This window comes from Streptomyces panaciradicis (genome assembly GCF_023516615.1).
GTDB lineage: Bacteria > Actinomycetota > Actinomycetes > Streptomycetales > Streptomycetaceae > Streptomyces > Streptomyces panaciradicis.
In genome coordinates this window covers 38,502-57,952 of sequence record NZ_JAMGBF010000042.1, presented here as the reverse complement: position 1 = coordinate 57,952, position 19,451 = coordinate 38,502, and the positions used below count along the sequence as shown (strand labels likewise).

The window sequence follows — 19,451 nt, the reverse complement described above, 5'->3', positions numbered from 1 at the left end:
GCGAACCGCAGGGTGCGCCGGCCCGCCGGATCACGCGAAGTTGACCATCCTTATAAAGCGCGTCCAGTCCCACTCGGGCCCGGGGTCGGTGTGGTCCGTGCCGGGCACCTCGTAGTGGCCGATGATGTGCGCCCGGTCCTTCGGGATGCCGTACTTGGCGCAGACCGCCGCCGTCAGCTTCGCCGACTGCTCGTACAGGGCGTCGGTGAAATAGGCAGGTTTGTCCACCCAGCCCTCGTGCTCGATGCCGATGCTGCGTGTGTTGTAGTCCCAGTTCCCCGCGTGCCAGGCGACGTCCTTCTCCCGGACGCACTGCGCCACGTGGCCGTCGGCCGAGCGCACGAGGTAGTGAGCGGACACCGCCTTCTTGGAGTTCTGGAAGATGGCGAGGGTGTCCGCGTAGGTCTCCTGGGTGACGTGGATGATCACGTAGTCGAGCGGATAGGACGTCGGCCGGTTGGACGCCGTGTAGTTGGAGGTCGTCGCGGGCTGCCATTCCGCGGGCGGGTAGTCGACGGCCTGGACGTCGGCGTCGGCCCGCGCGTCGGGCAGCAGCACGTACGGAACGGCGGCCAGCGCGGCCCCCTTGAGGAACCGTCTTCTGGAGGTGCCGGGTCTTGCTCGCTCCATCGAGCCGTACCTTTCGTGTGGGGGACGAGGTGGGCCCGCGGCCCGCTCAGCGCCGCAGCGCGGCGGCGGTCTCGCGAAGCCGGGCGTGCATCCCGCGGTAAGTCTCGCGCTCGGGCAGCCACTGCTTGCGGATCTTCGCCACACACGTGTAGTTGGTGTCGCACACGTTGGCCAGCGGTGATTCCACCGCCTGGGTGGCGAACTGGTACGCGTCCAGCTCACTGAACCCGTAGTCCCGCGCCAGCCACTGCACCAGATCGAGCTGCGAGATCCGGAACGCGTCCTCGAGCGGGCGGGCCGAGCCGGTCGAGACGATGTGCGTGTCCGACTCGATGCGCGGCCAAGGCGTGGCCACTCCCTTGAGCAGCTCGACGATCACCACGGTGTTCATGGCGCACTCGACGGCGACCCCGCAGGTCTCGCCCTCGCCCTGCCGGGCGTGCCCGTCGCCCAGGCTGAGCAGCGCCCCTTCCACGTTCACGCCGAGATAGCAGGTGACGCCGGCCCGCATCTCCGGCGTGTCCATGTTGCCGCCGTGCGCGTCGGGCACCAGCGCGGAGCGGACCTCCAGGTTCGCGGGCGCCACGCCCACCGTCCCGTGCATGGGGTCGAGGGGCAGTTCGGCCTCGATGTCGCTGTCGTGCGCCCGGAACAGCGCTGTGCGCCGGGTGAGGTCGAGCTGCCAGAGCCACACGGTCTCCGGCAGTGGCGGCTGCAGCGTGGCCGTGGCGTGGGTGGAGGTGAGCGCGCCGAACAGGGGCACGGTGGTCGACGCGGCCCAGTCGCGCGCCGGTTCGATCGACACGAAGTGCACGGCGACGGTGTCTCCCGGCTCGGCGCCCTCCACGTGGAACGGTCCGGTCTGCGGATTGAGGAACGGGAACTCGCACACCTCGGACACCAGGTCCTTCTCGGACCGCACCCGCCCGGCGAAGCAGTCCTCCGTGTACAGGTCGAGGACAGTGCCGGGCGTGACGCGTGCCACGGGCGGTGCGCCGCCGAACGTCCAGGCGAACTCGCCCGGTTGGGGCCGGACGGTGAGGATGCGGGGGTCGCTCATCGGTGGGTCGCCCCGTTCTGCGCGGGATCGGCGGGGTCGGCGGGATCTGTGGAATCGGTGGGGGCGGGTTCGTCGAGGTGGACACGGGCGGTCTCCGCTATGCGCCCGGGGTGGCGCCGCATCAGCACGACCAGCACCACGAGCCCCGCGGCCATCCATATGCCGACGATCGGTCCGGCGTAGGACACCGGAGCGGTCAGCTCGGTGACGAAGTCGAAGACGGGCAGGCCGGCGGCGGTCAGCAGCGCGGGGACGAAGGCGGCGATGCCCAGCACGGGCAGCAGCAGATGCCGCACCGGCTTGAGCGATTCCCGCCCGCGACGCAGGAAGTAGCCCGCGCAGGCGAGGTTCACCACGATGTACACGCCGATCACGACGGTCACGATCACCGTGGCGAGCAGCAGGAAGGCAGTCACCGGGTCGTAGCCGAGCCCCAGGCCGAGTACCGCACCGACCGCCACGGCACTCTGCACGGCGATTCCGGCGACGGGGGAGCGGTACCTCGGGTGGAGGACGGCGAAGAGGCGGGGCAGGACGCGGATGCGAGCCAGGGCGAAGGCGGTCCGCGTGGAGACGTTGGCACACGCGTTGGCGTTGGCGACGGCCGAGTTGACCACCGCGAGGAAGACCAGGACCCAGAACAGCCCGAACGACGCGCGGGCCACTCCTTCCCACGACGCGTCCCCGGAGACGCCGAAACCCGCGAAGCGCTCGGGGCCGAAGTACACCGTCATGGCGTAGGTCGTCAGGACGTAGAAGAGGCCGATCGCCAGCGCGGCGCCAAGGACCGCTCGATGCATCGTCCGCCGTGGGTCGCGGGTCTCCTCGGCCAGGGGAGCCGCTGCCTCGAACCCGGCGAAGGCCAGCACCGTGTACACCGAGCCGGCGAAGACCCCGCTGACGCCGTGATAGCCCTCGGGTGTGTGGGAAGTCCCGAACACGGAAAGGGTGTTGTGGCTTCCCGCCCTGACGATCAGCCAGACGGCGAAGACGAGGAACACGAGGATCTCGAAGACGCCGAGGACGGTGCCGAACCGTGCCGAGGCACGCACACCGAAGTACCCCGCGGCCGTGATGACCGCTGCGCCGGCGAGGGCCCACGGCCACCACAGGTCCGCCGGGTACGAGGACCACTCCTGGTGCAGCGTGCCCGCCGTGGTGAAGCCGAGCTGAAGAAGCAGCAGGGGTGGGACGAGCGCCTCCACGAAGACGTACCCCCAGCCCACCAGGAACCCGACGACGGGGTGCAGCCCCTGCGCCGCGTACACGGACACCGAGCCTGCCGCCGGGAGTTCCCGGGCCAACTCGGCCACGCAGGAAGCGGTGAACAGACACGCCACCAGCGCGATCAGCACCGCGAGGGGCAGACTGCCTCCCGCGAACGCCGCCCCGGACGGAATGGACGCGGCGACCGCGGCGGCCGGGGCCATGGCCGTGATGCTCTGGAACAGCACCTCGCGCAGTCCGATCGCGTCACGCCTGAGCCCCGCCCCCGATTCCCCCGACATGTGAATCCCCCTCAATCCACGCCGACTTGCCCGACGCCCTCGACACCGACGGCTGCGCCTCGCGTGATTCACGGTACGGCGCACTCGGGACGGGCAGAAGGGCATGGCGTGCTTCGGTGGACGACGCCGCGGATGTGGATAACTCGGCCACTCGAACGGGTGAAGCAGGCCTGAATCCGGCATCCTCGGCGCGGTGGTTCGGGGCCGTGGACGGGGTGGCGCGGTCGGTCTACCGCGTTCCGCCGCCGCCGCTGGCGCGGTGGTGGGGGCCTGGAGGCGCGGTCGGGTTCAGTCGTGTTCAGTCGTGTTCCGGCGCCTGGGCGATGCCGGGGGCCTGTGCCAGCGCCTGTGCGATACCGCGGGCTTGTTCCGGCGCCCGTGTGATGCCGACGGCCCGCCGGCCGCCCGGCGCGATCGGGGTCACCCCCGCTCCGCCACCGCCGCCGGATCGTCGAGGACCGCCCGGACCACCGAGTGCGCGGCGCCCAGGAGCGGGCCCTCGGAACCGAGGCCCGACACCGTCACCGGGCAGGCGGGGCCGGCGGTGCGCCGGGCCAGCTCGGCCTCCAGCGACGGCAACAGCCACGGCGCGAGTCCGGCCAGCGCGCCGCCCAGCACCACGCCCTCGGGATCGAGCAGGTTGACCGCCCCCGTCAGGGCTATGCCGAGTGCCTCACCGGCGTCGTGGAGGGCCCGCCGTACCTCGGTGTCACCGTCGGCGGCCCGGTTCGCGAGCAGGCCGACGCGGTCCTCGCCCGGTTCCAGTCCCGCCGCCCGCAGCACAGCCTCCTCACCGGCGTACTGCTCCAGGCATCCCCGGCCGCCGCACGGGCAGGGGGGTCCTTCCGGACGGACGGGCACGTGTCCCAGCTCGCCGGCGAACCCACGGGTCCCGCGCAGCAGCCCGCCGGCCACGACGACCGCGGCGCCGATGCCGATCTCCGCGGACACGTGCAGGAAGTCGCGCGGCGTGCCCTCGCCGAGCCAGAGTTCGGCGAGCGCGCCGAAGTTGGCCTCGTTGCCGACGGTCAGCGGCCAGTCGGGCGGGAGCAGCGCGCCCAGGTCGGTGTCGTGCCATTCCAGGTTCGGGGCGCGGACGACGGTGCGGGCGTCGCGGGCCACCAGGCCGGGCACGGCCACCGCGAGCCCCGCGGGCCACAGCCCCTCGCCCTGCGCCTCGGCGACGACCCGGTGCACCAGCTCGGTGAGTTCCGCGATCACCGGCTCGGGGGAGCGGCCGCGGTTCGCACCGTGGCGGACGGCCTTCGCCCGCACCTGTCCGCGCAGGTCGACCGCGCACACCGCGAGATGGTCGACACCGACCTCGGCGCCGATGCCGGCGGGGCCGTGCGCGCTGACGGCGAGTGCCGAGCCGGGGCGGCCCACCCGGCCGGGCCGCTCGGGGCCCAGCTCTTCGAGCAGGCCCGAGCGTATGAGCTCGTCGACGAGGCTCGACACAGCCGCCCGGGTCAGCCCGATGCGGGAGGCCACCGTGGCGCGGGAGAGCGGGCCGTCGGCGCTGACGGTGTGCATCACCCGGGCCAGGTTGCGGCGGCGCATGCCCTGCTGGGTGTCCGGCAGCGCCCGGCCGGGCCCGGCCGGGTGCGCCTCGTGCAGCGGTGCGGTCATGCCCCCGTCCTCAGCGGTCGTCGGTGCTCCGCTCCAGCAGCGGGGCCGCGTCGGAGAGTACCCCGGCGATCCTTTCCAGCGTCTCGTCGTCCCGCTCCACGGCATCCAGCACCGGCCCCGCGGCCGTGTTCCAGCGCCGGGCGACCGCGGCCGGGTCCTCGCCGGTCAGCAGCCCCGCCGCCTGCGCCGCGGCGCCCAGCGCGACCAGCTCCTTGGCCTCGGGCACCTGAACCGCACGGCCCGACAGCCGCCGTACGGTCTCCTGCCAGGCCCGGCCGCGGGCGCCGCCGCCGATCAGCAGCAGCGGCACGGAGCGGTCCGCGTCCGCGTCGAGGACGAGGTCGAGCGCGCCGAGCAGGGAGTGCACGGCGCCGTCGTATGCGGCCTGCAGGACCTGGCCGGCGGTCGTGTCGTGACGCAGGCCGTGCAGCAGCCCCGACGCGCCGGGCAGGTTCGGGGTGCGCTCGCCGTCCAGGTAGGGCAGCAGGGTGAGGCCGGTGGGTTCCACGGCCTCGCGGTCGAGGCCCAGCAGGGCGGCGACGCGGTCGACGGCGAGGGTGCAGTTCAGGGTGCAGGCCAGCGGCAGCCAGTCGCCGTGGGCGTCGGCGAAGCCCGCCACGGTCCCGGTCGGGTCGGCCGGGCGGCGCCGGGAGACGGCGTACACGGTGCCCGAGGTGCCGAGGCTGAGCACGGGGGCGCCGGGCCGCAGCCCCAGGCCCAGCGCGGCGGCCGCGTTGTCGCCCGTGCCCGGCGCGACCAGGGTGCCCTTGGAGAACGGCAGGTCGTGGCTGTCGCGCACGGTGCCCGCCACCTCGCCCGGCCGCACCACGCGGGGCAGCATGGCGGGGTCCAGGCCGACGTGCGCGAGGGTCTCCTCGTCGTACGCCTCCGTCCCGGACGCCCACCAGCCCGTGCCCGAGGCGTCGCCGCGGTCGGTGGTGCCCTGTCCCGTCAGGCGCTCGGTGAGGTAGTCGTGGGGCAGGCGCACCGCCCGGGTGGCGCGGACCGCCTCCGGCTCGTTCTCGGCCAGCCACGCCCATTTGGTGACCGTGAACGACGGCCCGGGGACGCTGCCGGTGCGCTCCGCCCACGCCTTCGGGCCACCCAGCTCCTCGATCAGACGCCGGGCCTGCGGTGCCGAGCGCACGTCGTTCCACAGCAGAGCGGGGCGCACCGGTTCACCCCGCTCGTCCAGCGTGACCAGGCCGTGCTGCTGACCGCCGATCGACACGGCGGCCGCCTCGTGCGCCGCGTCGCCGCACTGGCGCAGCGCCTCGCACAGGGCGTCCCACCACTGGCGCGGATCGCTCTCGCGGCCGGCCCCGGAGGAGACCGTGTGGGGGGCCTGGCCGCTCGCGACGACCTGGCCGGTGGCCGCGTCGACGACGAGCGCCTTGGTGGACTGGGTGGACGTGTCCACGCCGACGACGAGCGGTCCCTCGGCTGCTGACATCGGGCTCTCCCTCTTCCGCGGCTCAGCGGGATGTTCTGTGACAGACCCCCTGGACTCTTCCCAGGGCTGCGTCCGCATACTAATTTGTAAACGGCCATGACGAAATAGTTCTTCATGGTCCGCCCGACAGTCTGTGAAGCAAGGAGCCGCGGCATGAGCTACCAGCCCACCCCCGAGGACAGGTTCACCTTCGGCCTGTGGACCGTCGGCTGGCAGGGAAGGGACCCGTTCGGCGACGCCACGCGGCGTGCCCTCGACCCGGTCGAGACGGTGCAGCGCCTGAGCGAGCTCGGCGCCTACGGCGTCACCTTCCACGACGACGACCTGATCCCCTTCGGATCCTCCGACAGCGAGCGCGAGTCGCACATCAAGCGCTTCCGCCAGGCCCTCGACACGACCGGCATGACCGTGCCGATGGCCACGACGAACCTCTTCACCCACCCGGTCTTCAAGGACGGCGCGTTCACCGCCAACGACCGCGACGTGCGTCGCTACGCCCTGCGCAAGACCATCCGCAACATCGACCTCGCCGTCGAGCTGGGCGCGAAGACCTACGTCGCCTGGGGCGGCCGCGAGGGCGCCGAGTCCGGCGCCGCCAAGGACGTACGGGTCGCCCTGGACCGCATGAAGGAGGCCTTCGACCTCCTCGGCGAGTACGTGGTCTCCCAGGGCTACGACCTGAAGTTCGCGATCGAGCCGAAGCCGAACGAGCCGCGCGGCGACATCCTGCTGCCCACCGTCGGCCACGCCCTCGCCTTCATCGAGCGCCTGGAGCGCCCCGAGATGTACGGCGTCAACCCCGAGGTCGGCCACGAGCAGATGGCCGGGCTGAACTTCCCGCACGGCATCGCGCAGGCCCTGTGGGCGGGCAAGCTGTTCCACATCGACCTCAACGGCCAGTCCGGCATCAAGTACGACCAGGACCTGCGCTTCGGCGCCGGCGACCTGCGTGCCGCGTTCTGGCTGGTCGACCTCCTGGAGAGCGCCGGCTACGCGGGCCCGAAGCACTTCGACTTCAAGCCGCCGCGGACCGAGGACCTCGACGGCGTGTGGGCGTCGGCCGCGGGCTGCATGCGCAACTACCTGATCCTCAAGGAGCGCGCCGCCGCCTTCCGTGCCGACCCCGAGGTGCAGCAGGCCCTGCGCGCCTCGCGGCTGGACCAGCTCGCCGAGCAGACCGCGGCGGACGGCCTGGAGGCGCTCCTGGCCGACCGCAGCGCTTTCGAGGAGTTCGACGCCGAGGCGGCCGCCGCGCGCGGGATGGCTTTCGAGCGGCTCGACCAGCTGGCGATGGACCACCTGCTGGGGGCGCGCGGCTGATCACACACACGCGCGTGTCGGTGAACGGGCTCCGCACGGAATGCGCCGGAATCGTACGGTCCACGGAATGGGGTCGTACCAAGTTCCGTGCGGGGCTCGCGCGTCGTCCGGTTCGAGGCGACTCTGGACGGTATGGCCACGCCGCCGGTACCGCCTCGCCCGCCCGGACCACCGGGCGACACGCCGCCTCCGGGCGGCGGTTTCGGACCGCCCTCCTACGACGACCGGCCGTCGGGCCCCCGACCGCCGCAGGAGCCGGCTTCGCCGCCGGGGTCAGGACGGCGGCGAAGTCCGTTCTCCGTCCTGCTGGTGGCGGTCGCCGCGATCGTGGCCGTGGCCGTCGTGGTCCTCATGGCCACCTCTCGGCACGACGGCTCACCGGGCAGGAAGTCGCCGGGCGGCACCGGTGCCGGCGGCTCACCGTCGGCGTCCCGTGGCTTCCCGACGAAGCTGCCCAGCGAACTGCCGTCGAAGCTGCCCAGTCGACTGCCGAGCGAGATCCCGAGCGGCATCGCGTCGCTGATCCCGTCCTTGGGCAGCGTCCGGCTGCCGTGACCGTCGTCGGACACGGCACCCCTCGCGGGCCCGATCGAGGGGTGCCCCGCCCGTCAGCCCTCCTCCTCCCCAGCCGCGTCCAGTGAGGCCAGTGCCGTCGCCGGGTCCCGGGACGCCCCGCCGGCGGGCACCCAGCGCCCGCGCTCCTCGCGATACGGCCACCACCGCCCGTCCCGACCCAGCCGCAACTGGGCCGGCGCGTCCACGACCGTCCACCGGTTGCCGACGGCCCGCAACGACGGCCGCTCCTCGTCGTCCCACGCCCCCTCCAGGGCGGCACGCGCGCGGGTGAGGCTTTCGCCCGAGACGGTCCACTCCTCCTCCAGCACCGCCGCCGCGGCCGCGCCGCCGAGCTCCCACGCGCGCGTGGCCAGCGCCAGCCCCTCGCGGTCACGTCCGGAGCCCTCGGCCAGCCGGTCCGCCACGGCCTCCGAGGGCGCGCCGAGGGCCAGCCGCACCGCGTCCTGAGTGACCGTCAACTCTTCCACGGCGCACTCCGGTTCCGGCTCGGCATGCAGTGCCTCGGCGAGCAGCCGATGCGCCTCCGCGGCGGTCCGCGCCGCCAGATGACGGAGCGCGCCCGGATCGATGCCCGCCGGCGGCGGGGTGCCGGTGTCGAGCGAGGGCGGTGTGCCGCGTTCCTCGGGCAGGTCCGGCGGGGCGGGCAGCGACGGCAGGATGCCGCCGGCCGCGTACGCCTCCGCGGCGTCCACGCCCTCGTCGGTGGACGTTTCCGCCGCGGGTGACGCACTGCGGGCCTGAAGGCCGGTCAGCAGTGCCCGTTCGCCCCGTCCTCGCATCAGGAGCAGGGCCAGGGGAGCCTGGTCCAGCAGGCGTGCCACCTGGTAGCACAGGGCCGCGGTGTGCCCGCAGTGGTCCCAGGCGTCGCAGTCGCACCGCGCCTCCAAGTCGCCCATGCCCGGCAGCAGGTCGACACCGGCGGCGGCCGCGTCCTCGACCAGGTGCGGCGGCATGTCGCGATCCAGAAGGGCCGCGACGTGTCCGGCCCGCTCGACCGTCATGTCCAGCAGGCGGTTCCACTGGTCGTCGTCGAGTTCCGCCAACAGGACATCGGCGCGGTACGCGCTGCCGTCGCGGTCCTGCACCACGGCGGTGATGCGCCCCGGCCGGACGGACACCGCGCCCACGGCTCCCGCGCGGGCGAGGCGGCGGCCGGCCTTGAGCTGAGCCGAGTCCAGTGCCGCGTCCTCCAGGGCCTTCAACCAGGCCCGACCCCACCACGTGCGCGCGAAGGCCTGCCCGTGCGCGGGCGGCAGCGGCGCGAACGTGCGCTCGGTGTCCGTGTCGTGCCGGCTCATCGTGCGCTCCCTCGCAGCTCCACCAGATCGATCAGTTCGGCATCCGTCAGCTCGGTGAGAGCCCCCTCGCCGGAGCCCAGCACCGCTTCGGCGAGCTTCTGCTTGCGGGCCAGCATCGCGGCGATGCGGTCCTCGACGGTCCCCTCCGCGATCAGCCGGTGCACCTGGACGTGCCGGTGCTGGCCGATCCGGTACGCCCGGTCGGTGGCCTGGGCCTCGACGGCCGGGTTCCACCAGCGGTCGTAATGCACGACGTGCTCGGCCCGAGTGAGGTTCAGGCCCGTGCCCGCGGCCTTCAACGACAGCAGGAAGACGGGCACCTCGCCGTCCTGGAACCGCCGCACCATCGCCTCCCGTCCTGCGACGGAGGTGCCGCCGTGCAGGAGCTGAGAAGGCACCCCGCGTGCCGTCAGATGCCGTTCCAGCAGGCGTGCCATGCGCACGTACTGGGTGAAGACCAGAACGCTCGCCCCCTCGGAGAGGACGGTGTCCAGCAGTTCGTCCAGCAGTTCCAGCTTCCCGGAGCGCCCGCCGGTCTTCGGCAGCTCCTCCTTCAGGAACTGCGCCGGATGGTTGCAGATCTGCTTCAGCCCCGTCAGCAGCTTCACGATCAGCCCGCGCCGCGCCATGCTGTCGGCTGCGGAGATCTCCGCCAGCGTCTCGCGCACCACCGCCTCGTAGAGCGCCGCCTGTTCCTCGGTGAGCGACACGGCGCGATCCGTCTCCGTCTTCGGCGGCAGCTCCGGCGCGATGCCCGGGTCCGCCTTGCGCCGCCGCAGCAGGAACGGCCGTACCAGCCGCGCGAGTCGCTCGGCGGCGGCCGGGTCCCCGCCGCCCTCGACGGCCCGCGCGTAGCGGGTGCGGAAAGTGCCGAGCCGGCCGAGCAGCCCCGGGGTCGTCCAGTCGAGAATCGCCCACAGTTCCGACAGGTTGTTCTCCACCGGGGTGCCGGTGAGCGCCACGCGTGCGCGTGCGCCGATGGAACGCAGCTGTCGCGCGGTCGCGGAGTAAGGGTTCTTCACGTGCTGTGCCTCGTCCGCGACGACCATGCCCCAGGCCACCTCCCTGAGCGCGCGGGCGTCCAGGCGCAGCGTGCCGTACGTGGTCAGCACGAACTCTCCGTCGCCCACGCCGTGCAGGCCGCGGCCGGGGCCGTGGAAACGGCGCACGGGCGTGCCGGGTGCGAACCGCTCGATCTCCCGCTGCCAGTTGCCCATCAGCGACGTCGGACACACCACGAGGGTGGGACCGGCCGTGGGCGTCTCGGCCTGCCGGTGCAGATGCAGGGCGATGAGCGTGATCGTCTTGCCGAGCCCCATGTCGTCGGCGAGACAGCAGCCCAGACCGAGCGAGGTCATCCGGACCAGCCAGCTCAGGCCCCGCACCTGGTAGTCCCGCAGCGTGGCCGCGAGCGCGGCGGGCTGTCCGATGGTCTTGTGGCCCTCGGGATCCGCGAGCCGCTCGCGCAGGGCTTCGAGTCGACCCGTGAGGTGTACGGCGACCGGGTGGCCGTCGACTTCCGTGGAGCCCGTCAGGGCGGCTCGGAGGGCGTCGACGGGCGTGATCCGGTGATCCTGTCGCGCGCGGGCCCGCCGGACCTCCCGGGGGTCGACCAGGACCCACTGGTCGTGCAGGCGCACGACGGGGCGCTTGGCCTCGGCGAGCAGGTCCAGCTCCTGCCTCGTCAGCCGCCGGTCGCCCAGTGCGAAGCGCCAGTCGAAGGCGAGCAGCGCGTCGGCGGACAGCGACGGCGGCGCGTCGTACTCGTCCCGGCGGGCCGTCGTCTCGTCGTCCGGCGGACCGATCACCGCGCCGACGGTCAGCCCGCGGGCCGGCTCCTTCGGCCAGTGCACGTCGACACCGGCGGCGGCGAGCGCCCGCGCTCCCTCGGAGAGGAGGTCGGTGATCTCCTCGTCGGCGAGCTCGACCGCCTCCGGCACGCTCTCCGACAGCAGCGGGGTGAGCGGCGGCCAGGCCCGGGCCGCCCGGCGCAGCGCCACCAAGGTGTCCAGGCGCGCGCGGGGACCGAATCCCGGGGCGGTGTCGGCGGCGGCGTCCCACATGTCGGCGGCATCCGCGACGAGCCCCGGATCGTTCACCCCGTGCACCTGCGGCACCGCCCGGAACGTGACAGCCGCGTCGTCCACGGCGGGTTCCGCGAGCCCGGTCACCTCGATCCGCAACGACAGCCGGACACCGGCGTCGTGGCCGGAGGCGACGTCGGCGGCCCAGTCGCGCAGCTCCGGCATGCGCCGGGCTTCGCGGGCCGCGTAGGCGGGGCCGCCGGTCACCAGCGGTGCCGCGGGGGAGCGGGGCAAGGTGTCGGCGACCGCGTCCAGGAAGGCGCGCAGCAGCCGTTCCGGGTCCGGGAGGCGCCAGGGCCCGGTGCCGCTCAGCGGTGTGGCGTGTGCCTCCGGCGGCATCGCGGCGGCCAGTCGGCGCACACGCTCGGCGTCCTCCGGGGACAGCGGACCGACACGCCAGGCGTCGTGGTCGCCGGGCGACAGACCGGGCAGCAGCAGCCCGCGAGCCACCAGGTGCAGGGCGAGCATGCCCGCGGCGCCCCAGAACACGGTCGCCCGGGGCCCGTGCGCATCGCCACGCGCGCGCGTGAGGACCGGCAGTGCCGCCCGCACCGGCAGCACGGCGGCGGGCACGTCGACCCGGTCGAGACCGTGCTCGCCAGGCAGGACGAGGCCCACCTCCCGGACGTGTCCGGCGGCGGGGGACGGAGGGGCGGCGCCGTCGGGCCGCCAGAAGGCGACGGCGCCGTCACGGGCGGGGCCACCGGGCAGGAAGACAGCGCTGCACAGGGTCAGTTCATGAGTTTCGGACGGTGTGGCCAGAGGGGTCCTCCGCACGGCTGTACCGCACTCCTCAAATTTGACTACCGACATGGGGAGGTCGAGAGTACAGCAATCCGGCAGGAGATCCGCCGCGATCGGGGGCGAGGGAATTCCTCACCTCATGGGTGCTGTCAACCCCCCTGTGTGCCACGGGCTGACACCAGGGCACACCCGGGTGGTGGCGCCATGGTCGCGAAGCGTCGCCGTTCCGTACGTTTCTCCAGGTCAGACCGTTGCCCATAAAGCCGGAGACCGGACATGCCCGAGCCCGTCACAGCCGTCGTCGACCCGATCCCCCACGCGCGCGCCGCACCGCCCTCCGCGAGCGAGTTCGCGCCCCTGCTGCGCACGGTGAAGGGCCAGGGCCTCCTGGAGCGGCGCCGCACCTGGTACACGCTCGGCATCGCCGTCAACGCGCTCGCCCTCGCCGGAGTGGTCACCGGTGTCGCTCTCACCGGCGACTCCTGGTGGTCCCTCCTCCTGGCCCCGCCGCTGGCGGTCCTCTCCGCCCGCACCGCGTTCATAGGCCACGACGCCGGACACTCCCAGATCACCGGCGACAGGACCCGCGCCCGCGCCATCGGCCTGATCCACGGCAACCTCCTCCTGGGGATGAGCTACGCCTGGTGGAACGACAAGCACAACCGCCACCACGCCAACCCCAACCACATCGACAAGGACCCCGACGTCGTCGCCGACGTCCTGGTCTTCACCGCCGCGCAGGCGGCACACCGTTCGGGCTTCCGCCGGTGGCTCACCCGCAACCAGGCCTGGCTCTTCTTCCCGCTCACCCTTCTCGAAGGCGTCGCCCTGAAGGTCCACGGCTTCAGGGACCTGCGCCGGCAGCCCCTCCGGGAGCGTGCGGTCGAGGGCGGCCTCCTGGTGGCGCACGTCGCCGCGTACGCGACGCTGCTGCTCACCTCGCTGTCGCCCGGCAAGGCGCTGGCCTTCGCCGCCCTCCACCAAGCGCTGTTCGGTCTGCACCTGGGACTGGCCTTCGCCCCGAACCACAAGGGCATGGAGATGCCCGACCCCACCGGTGAGCGGTGGGGTCATCTGCGCCGGCAGGTCCTCACCTCGCGCAACATCCGCGGCGGAGCGCTGACCGACTGGTTCCTCGGGGGCCTCAACTACCAGATCGAGCACCACCTCTTTCCCAGCATGCCCCGTCCGCATCTGCGACTCGCCCGGCCTCTGGTGCGCGCGCACTGCGAGGAGTTGGGTATCCCCTACGTGGAGACCGGGCTCGTCGACTCCTACCGGCAGGCCCTGCTCCACCTGCACGAGGTGGGGGAGCCCCTGAGGCCGGCACGGTCGTGAAGGGCTCTCGGGGACGGGTCGGGGTCAGGACTCAGGGTCGTCTCAGGGTCGCGACCCGGAACCGCGGGGAGCGCGGGCCCGTTCTCAGGACAGAGAGCGGCAGTGGCCGCGAAGGAGGCGACGCACATGTCGAAGAACGCGAAGATCGCCATAGGAGGTGTGGCGCTCGGGCTCTTCCTGTGGATCTGGCTGCCCTTCTGGGCGGTGGTCCTGATAGTCATCGGAGTCCCGACGGCCGCGTACCTGACGCTTGACCCGTCACAGCGGCGCAGGCTGCGTCGCATCAGCCGCAAGGAACTGGGCCGCTGAGGCGCTATCGCGACGAAGCGCCCGGATCGCCGAGCGCGCACGAGTCGACCACATCGCCGCCCGAGGGCCGTGCGACGGTGTGGTCGGCGGGCGGCCGGGTGCCCTTCTCCACCCAGGAGACCAGCGAGTCGAAGGCCGACCGGTAGCAGGGCAGGATGGGTCGCAGCCGATCCGGAAACGTGTCGTACAGGCCGTCCACGTGCGTGCCGCCCTGGATCGTGTAGTAGCGGTGCAGCGGGCCGCGTCCGCTCGCGTCGACCATGCGCGCGTACACGTCCGAGTCGGCCGCCTTCGGCAGCAGGGCGTCCAGGTCGCCGTGCAGCGTGATCAGCGGTCTGCCGATCCGGCCGGTGAGCGACACGCGCGCTACCGCCCGGTGCACGGCGGCGGGTCGTGCGGCGTAGTCGTACGTGGCATCGGCGGGGCACGGCGCCAGGATCCGGTCCGCCGTGCTTCCGGCGGACGCACCGGGGCAGTCGGGGTCGTAACCGGGATCGAACTCTGCGCGGTAGATCTTCTGCGTGACCCCCCAGTAGGCCTTCTCGTGGTACGGCCACAGGAATTCCGAGCCGCGCGCGAAACCGACCGCGTACATGTCCTCGTCGCGTGCCGAACCCAGCGTCCGGGCCACCGCCGTGGGCAGGGAGGTGAGCAGGTTGGGCCCGTCCGGGGTCCACAGGGCGCCCTCCCAGTCCACGCCGCCGTCGTACAGCTCCGGATGGTTCTCGAGCTGCCACCGGGTCAGGTAACCGCCGTTGGAGATGCCGGTCATGTAGGTGCGGCGCGGGGCGTGACCGTACCGCTGGGCCACCGCGCGCCTGGCCGCCCGGGTCAGCTGGGTGGTGCGCGCGTTCCATTCGGCGATCGCGTCACCGGGGCGCGTTCCGTCCCGGTAGAAGTCCGCGCCGCTGTTGCCCTTGTCGGTCGCCGCGTAGGCGTAGCCCTCGGACAGGACCTGGTCGGAGATCGCCTTGTCCGTCGCGTACTGCTTACGGGTGCCGGGTGCGCCGGTGACGACCAGGCCGCCGTTCCAGCGGTCGGGGAGCCGGATCACGAACTGCGCGTCGTGCGCCCAGCCGTGGGTGGTGTTGAAGTGGGACGAGTCCGGGAAGTACCCGTCGATCTGCAGCCCAGGCACGCCCGACGGAGTGCGGGTTCCGGCGGCGGTGAGTCCCGCCTGGTCGGCCGAGTCGGTGTACGGCGTTCCGGCCAGCCCGGTCGTGGTCAGGTCGGGCAGACAGGCGCCGAGCTGCAGGGCCGCGCCGGGTACGCGCACGCGGTCCTGACGGGCGCAGTGCTCCCCGCCCGCCGCCGCGGCCGACGCGTGGGCCGGCCAGGCCAGGGCCGCCGCGAGCAACGTGGCGACAGCGAGCGGGACACCGCGGATGGGACGCATGACGGGCCTCCTGAGGCAGCGCTGGGGTGACGGCGCCCGAGGGGACGGGCGCCGAGAGCTGCCTCATGGTGCGGCTCGGCGTTCAGGGCATCCATGGGTCGGGACCCCATGGAATGAGGTCGTCGTATGGGGAATCAGCACAGGCGGCGGGAGCTACCACCCGCCCTGCGTATCAGGGGAGCGCCACGGAACCGCCGAGTCACGGCAACTGCCGCGCCTGCCCGTGGGAGAGGATCGGCACTCTCGTCGTCTCGCCTGCTCAGCTCGGGCGCACGGCCATCTTGTCCAGGGCCTCCAGCAGCCCCGGCAGCTCCGGCCCCCGGCCCACCGGCAGCACCTCGCCGGGCTCCGCGTCGAGCAGCACGAACGCGATGTCGTCGGTCCTCGCCACCAGCGACCAGCCGGGACCGTCGGCGCGCAGGGTGCGCGCGTCGCCCGGGGCGAACGACGAACGGACCCGGCCGAGCGGTGGCGGCGAGTCGACGTAGGCGCGGGCCTCGGCGAGCACACGCCGGATCCCGTCGTGGCCCGGAGGCCTCGCCGGCCGGCCCTCGGCACCCGACTCGCCCCGATCGGCCTCACCGGCCTCCGCCGCGTCCTGCGAGCCCTCGTCGGCCGCCGGGGCGCCGTCCGTGTTCGCGAAGGACCCGTCGTCGATCTGCTCCCGCCACAGGGCCCACTGCAGGGCGATCTCGTCGGCGCCCAGCCGCCGCTGGGCCGGACCCCAGGTGGTCGTGTCCGGCGGCGCCAGCGGGGCACGCTCCGCGACCTCGGGATCGGGGTCGTGCGGCTCGGGCACACCCGGGGCCGCGACGGCGACCGCGAGCGGCCAGCCCGGCAGAGCGGCCACGACCGAACGCTCGTCGGGCGACAGGTCGTACTCCATGCCGCAGTCCCACGACGCGATGGCGACGGCGACCAGCGAGACGTCGTCGACGACGACGGTCCACCGGGCGCCGTCCCCGTCCTGGCCGATCACCAGGCCGTATCCGTCGGCGAGCGGCGCGAGGCCGAGCGCCGCGCAGGCCTCCGGATAGTCGTCGCCCAGCACGCTCGGAAACTTCGCCGGCGTCAACAGCACCGCCGTGAGCACATAGAGCGCGTCGTCCGCGGCGGCGACGGCGCCTTCGTCCGTCCCGGCCATCCCAGCCTCCCCATCGTTCGTCCAACGGCGCGCACCCTAATGCGCGCGGAAGGCGCTTGTCACGACGCACAAGCGCACCCGGAGCTGCAGTTTTCCGGGTGGACGGGGCGAATCGACCTCCGGTCCCCGCGTGTGTCAGACCGCCGGAAGCCCGAGGAGGGTGCGCGCCACGGCCCGCGGTGACTCGTCCCGCTCCCGGGCCAGCGCGATCAGCGCCCGGCAGGCCAGCTCGTTGACCCCGAAGGACAGCGCTTCCGGCGACACCCAGCCCGCCGCCTCGTCGATCCGCTCCTGGTCGTCCTCCGCGCACGCCGAGACGTACGCGGCAGCGGCTTCGAAAAGATTGTGTGTACGTTTATCCCGGCCGTCGCTCATCCCTCCGCGCGCGGCGGTGAGGAATCTGGCACCGGACTTGCGCAGCCTGCCCCACATGCTGATCGCCTTCCCCCTGCGTCGTTGCCCTGACCCATCGTCCATCTCCTGCTACTCAACGTAGAGTTGCAGTCGCGGCGGCAGAAGGGGGAGGACGCGGTGAAGCGCTTCACACGGCTCGAGGAGATCCGGCGGCTGGACCCCTACCGGGACGCGTCCGAGATCTACCGCCTCAGCTCGGCCTACGAATTCCCGTGGGACTACACCCGCGCGCTCGAACTGGCCCTCTACCGGACCTACGCGGTGCCCTCCATCGGACGGTTGCTCGCCGAGACCGCGGAGCTCACCGGGCGCGCGCAGAAACGGTACGACGACACCACGCTGCTTCTCGACGCCATCGTGGAGCACGGCTTCCGCAGCGCGGAGGGCCGCACGGCGGTCCGCCGGATCAACCAGATGCACCGCAGCTACGAGATCACCAACGAGGACATGCGCTACGTCCTGTGCACGTTCGTGGTGATGCCCAAGCGGTGGATCGACGCCTACGGCTGGCGCAGGCTGTCACGGCACGAGATCGTCGCCACGGCCGAGCACTACCGCACCCTCGGCCGCCACATGGGCATCCAGGACATCCCCGGGTCCTACGAGGAGTTCGAAGCGCTTCTCGACGCCTATGAGGAGGCCCACTTCGCGTGGGACGCGGGCGCACGCCGCGTCTCCGACGCCACGCTCGACCTGATGGCCTCCTGGTATCCGCGCCCGCTGGCCCCCCTGCTGCGCACCTCGACTCTCGCGCTGCTCGACGACCGCCTCCTGCGGGCTTTCCGCTACGCGCCGCCGGGCCCCGCCACGCGCGCGTTGGTGCGCCGCGGGGTACGCGCGCGTGGACGGTTCGTCCGCCTGATGCCGCCGCGGCGGACAGCGCACCACGCGCGACAGAACCGGGAGGTCAAGGGCTACCCCGACGGCTACCGCCTGGAACGGCTGGGCACCTGGCCGGTTCCGGGTGTGCGGGGCTGCCCCGTGCGGCACCTGGACGTGACCGCCGGCGAATGAGCCGGTCTACCCCTCCCGCACGGCAAGCGCGAGGAAACGGCTGTCCTCGTCGGCGTACGACGTCATCCGCCAGCCCGAACCGGCCAGCAGCGGCCGCAGGTTGGGCTCCGCGCGCAGATCGTCCGGAGTGATCGTGCGGCCCTGGCGGGCGGCGAGCGCCGCCCGGCCGATGGGGTGGAACAGGGCGAGCGTCCCGCCGGGACGGACGACACGCGCCAACTCCCGCAGGTTCTCAGTCGGCCGGGGCAGATGCGCGATCAGGCCGGCGGCGAACACCGCGTCCAGGGACTCCGACCGCAGCGGCAGCGCGGCCACGTCGGCCAGCAGCAGCCGCCCGTCACGGTCCCTGCCCGCCCGTACGGCGGCCTGGAGCATGGCCGGGGTCAGATCGACTCCCACGGCCACTCCCGTGGCCCCCACGGCGGCACGCAGGGGCGTCAGGGTCCGCCCGGTGCCGCAGCCGGCGTCGAGCACCCGGTCGCCTTCGCGCAGGCCGAGGTCGGCGACCGCGGAGGCGTAGGAGGGACCGTCGTCGGGGAACCGGCTGTCCCAGTCGGCGGCGCGGGCGCCGAAGAACTCCTGCACGTGTGTGTGGTCGTCGCTCATGTTCCGCATGATCCCTCGCCGACACGGATGACGCCCTGGTGCGCATGTTCGGGCGGGACGCGGTCTTTCAGGCGCACCGCTGCGTCACATTGCAGCACCTTTCGAAATGGGCCCCCTTCGTGCGCCTGCGCTCCCGCTAGCGTCCCGGGGCCATGGGACACCTGGACCATGCCACCTTCGGCTGGCTGACCCCCGTACTGTCGTACGTGATGGCCTGCACGGGCGCCGCCCTCGGGCTGCGCTGCACGGTCCGCGCTCTCGGCGCCACCGGACGCTCGCGTCGCAACTGGCTCCTCACCGCCGCCTCCGCCATCGGCACGGGCATCTGGACCATGCACTTCGTCGCCATGCTCGGCTTCGGCGTCAGCGGTACCGACATCCGCTACGACGTGCCGCTGACGCTCCTGAGCCTGCTCGTCGCCATGCTCGTCGTCTGCGGCGGAGTCTTCGCCGTCGGCTACAGCAAGGACCGCACCCGGGCGCTGCTCCTGGGCGGACTCGCCACCGGCGTCGGCGTGGCGAGCATGCACTACCTGGGCATGGCCGCGGTACGGCTGCACGGCCGCGTCGGCTACGACCCGCCCCTCGTCGCGCTCTCCGTGGTGATCGCCGTGGTCGCGGCCACGGCGGCCCTGTGGGCTGGCCTCAACATCAAGTCACCGGTGGCCGTCGCCGTCGCCTCGCTGATCATGGCCGCCGCGGTCACGAGCATGCACTACACCGCGATGTTCGCGGTGCGGGTCCACGTCGTGCCCTCCGGCCGGGCCCTGCCCGGGGCCACGGCGATGCAGTTCATCTTCCCCCTCGCCGTCGGCCTCGGGTCCTACCTGTTCCTGACCTCGGCCTTCGTCGCGCTGTCGCCGACGACCGGAAAGCGCGAGGAGGCCGCCTCGACCCAGCGGCCGGTCGAGAGCGCCGTCCCGTAGGC

18 protein-coding genes are annotated in these 19,451 nt (G+C 72.9%); 6 read left to right on the top strand and 12 right to left on the bottom strand.

Annotated elements, in window-relative coordinates; all coding sequences use genetic code 11:
- Positions 1 to 30 precede the first annotated feature (30 nt).
- The 6 genes from M8J74_RS16640 to xylB all read right to left on the bottom strand — a co-directional run bounded on the left by M8J74_RS16640 (position 31) and on the right by xylB (position 6,280).
- Positions 31 to 630, bottom strand: coding sequence for an N-acetylmuramoyl-L-alanine amidase (locus M8J74_RS16640; protein WP_249837156.1), 600 nt, complete (start codon positions 628 to 630; stop codon positions 31 to 33).
- 46 nt (positions 631 to 676) lie between these two features.
- A complete protein-coding gene (locus tag M8J74_RS16635) occupies positions 677 to 1,690 on the bottom strand; it encodes an acetamidase/formamidase family protein (protein WP_249837155.1) in 1,014 nt (337 codons plus the stop codon).
- Complete coding sequence (locus tag M8J74_RS16630; protein ID WP_249837154.1) at positions 1,687 to 3,198, bottom strand: APC family permease; 1,512 nt, start codon at positions 3,196 to 3,198, stop codon at positions 1,687 to 1,689. Before M8J74_RS16630 ends, M8J74_RS16635 begins: the two co-directional genes overlap by 4 nt.
- A gap of 298 nt (positions 3,199 to 3,496) precedes the next feature.
- Entirely contained in the window at positions 3,497 to 3,622 is a 126-nt protein-coding gene (locus M8J74_RS44530) for a hypothetical protein (protein ID WP_283948235.1), read from the bottom strand.
- Positions 3,619 to 4,827, bottom strand: a complete 1,209-nt coding sequence (locus M8J74_RS16625; protein ID WP_249837153.1) for an ROK family transcriptional regulator — start codon at positions 4,825 to 4,827, stop codon at positions 3,619 to 3,621. The genes M8J74_RS44530 and M8J74_RS16625 overlap by 4 nt, the downstream gene beginning before the upstream one ends.
- Before the next feature lie 10 nt (positions 4,828 to 4,837).
- Complete coding sequence (gene xylB / locus M8J74_RS16620) at positions 4,838 to 6,280, bottom strand: xylulokinase (protein WP_249837152.1); 1,443 nt, start codon at positions 6,278 to 6,280, stop codon at positions 4,838 to 4,840.
- 153 nt (positions 6,281 to 6,433) lie between these two features.
- Here xylB and xylA point away from each other — a divergent pair, with 153 nt between their 5' ends.
- Positions 6,434 to 7,600, top strand: coding sequence for a xylose isomerase (xylA, locus tag M8J74_RS16615; RefSeq protein WP_249837151.1), 1,167 nt, complete (start codon positions 6,434 to 6,436; stop codon positions 7,598 to 7,600).
- A 309-nt stretch (positions 7,601 to 7,909) separates the two neighbouring features.
- Positions 7,910 to 8,155 (top strand): hypothetical protein, encoded by a 246-nt coding sequence (locus M8J74_RS16610; RefSeq protein ID WP_249837150.1) that lies wholly within the window; start codon positions 7,910 to 7,912, stop codon positions 8,153 to 8,155.
- A gap of 53 nt (positions 8,156 to 8,208) precedes the next feature.
- On the opposite strand, the gene M8J74_RS16605 is transcribed toward M8J74_RS16610, so the two are convergent.
- Positions 8,209 to 9,474, bottom strand: coding sequence for an SWIM zinc finger family protein (locus M8J74_RS16605; protein WP_249837149.1), 1,266 nt, complete (start codon positions 9,472 to 9,474; stop codon positions 8,209 to 8,211).
- Entirely contained in the window at positions 9,471 to 12,371 is a 2,901-nt protein-coding gene (locus M8J74_RS16600) for an SCO1167/SCO6262 family helicase (RefSeq protein ID WP_249837148.1), read from the bottom strand. Before M8J74_RS16600 ends, M8J74_RS16605 begins: the two co-directional genes overlap by 4 nt.
- 207 nt (positions 12,372 to 12,578) lie before the next feature.
- On the opposite strand from M8J74_RS16600, the gene M8J74_RS16595 reads away from it, so the two are divergent.
- Together M8J74_RS16595 and M8J74_RS16590 are read left to right on the top strand one after the other, a co-directional pair.
- Entirely contained in the window at positions 12,579 to 13,640 is a 1,062-nt protein-coding gene (locus M8J74_RS16595) for a fatty acid desaturase family protein (protein ID WP_249837147.1), read from the top strand.
- A 126-nt stretch (positions 13,641 to 13,766) separates the two neighbouring features.
- Positions 13,767 to 13,949 (top strand): tail-anchor membrane protein, encoded by a 183-nt coding sequence (locus M8J74_RS16590; protein WP_058928543.1) that lies wholly within the window; start codon positions 13,767 to 13,769, stop codon positions 13,947 to 13,949.
- A 4-nt stretch (positions 13,950 to 13,953) separates the two neighbouring features.
- On the opposite strand, the gene M8J74_RS16585 is transcribed toward M8J74_RS16590, so the two are convergent.
- From M8J74_RS16585 to M8J74_RS16575, 3 genes are all read right to left on the bottom strand, one after another.
- Positions 13,954 to 15,345, bottom strand: coding sequence for a tannase/feruloyl esterase family alpha/beta hydrolase (locus tag M8J74_RS16585; protein WP_249837146.1), 1,392 nt, complete (start codon positions 15,343 to 15,345; stop codon positions 13,954 to 13,956).
- A gap of 259 nt (positions 15,346 to 15,604) precedes the next feature.
- Entirely contained in the window at positions 15,605 to 16,489 is an 885-nt protein-coding gene (locus M8J74_RS16580; RefSeq protein ID WP_249837145.1) for a hypothetical protein, read from the bottom strand.
- 135 nt (positions 16,490 to 16,624) lie between these two features.
- The gene (locus M8J74_RS16575; RefSeq protein ID WP_249837144.1) at positions 16,625 to 16,921 is read right to left on the bottom strand and encodes a hypothetical protein; all 297 of its coding nucleotides are present in this window, start codon (positions 16,919 to 16,921) and stop codon (positions 16,625 to 16,627) included.
- A gap of 99 nt (positions 16,922 to 17,020) precedes the next feature.
- Between M8J74_RS16575 and M8J74_RS16570 the strand changes: the two genes are divergently transcribed.
- On the top strand, positions 17,021 to 17,917 hold the full coding sequence (locus M8J74_RS16570) for an oxygenase MpaB family protein (protein WP_249837143.1): 897 nt from the start codon (positions 17,021 to 17,023) through the stop codon (positions 17,915 to 17,917).
- Positions 17,918 to 17,923: 6 nt separating this feature from the next.
- On the opposite strand, the gene M8J74_RS16565 is transcribed toward M8J74_RS16570, so the two are convergent.
- Positions 17,924 to 18,523, bottom strand: a complete 600-nt coding sequence (locus M8J74_RS16565) for a class I SAM-dependent methyltransferase (protein WP_249837142.1) — start codon at positions 18,521 to 18,523, stop codon at positions 17,924 to 17,926.
- Positions 18,524 to 18,675: 152 nt separating this feature from the next.
- Here M8J74_RS16565 and M8J74_RS16560 point away from each other — a divergent pair, with 152 nt between their 5' ends.
- Positions 18,676 to 19,449, top strand: a complete 774-nt coding sequence (locus M8J74_RS16560) for an MHYT domain-containing protein (protein ID WP_249837141.1) — start codon at positions 18,676 to 18,678, stop codon at positions 19,447 to 19,449.
- The last annotated feature ends 2 nt before the right edge of the window (positions 19,450 to 19,451 follow it).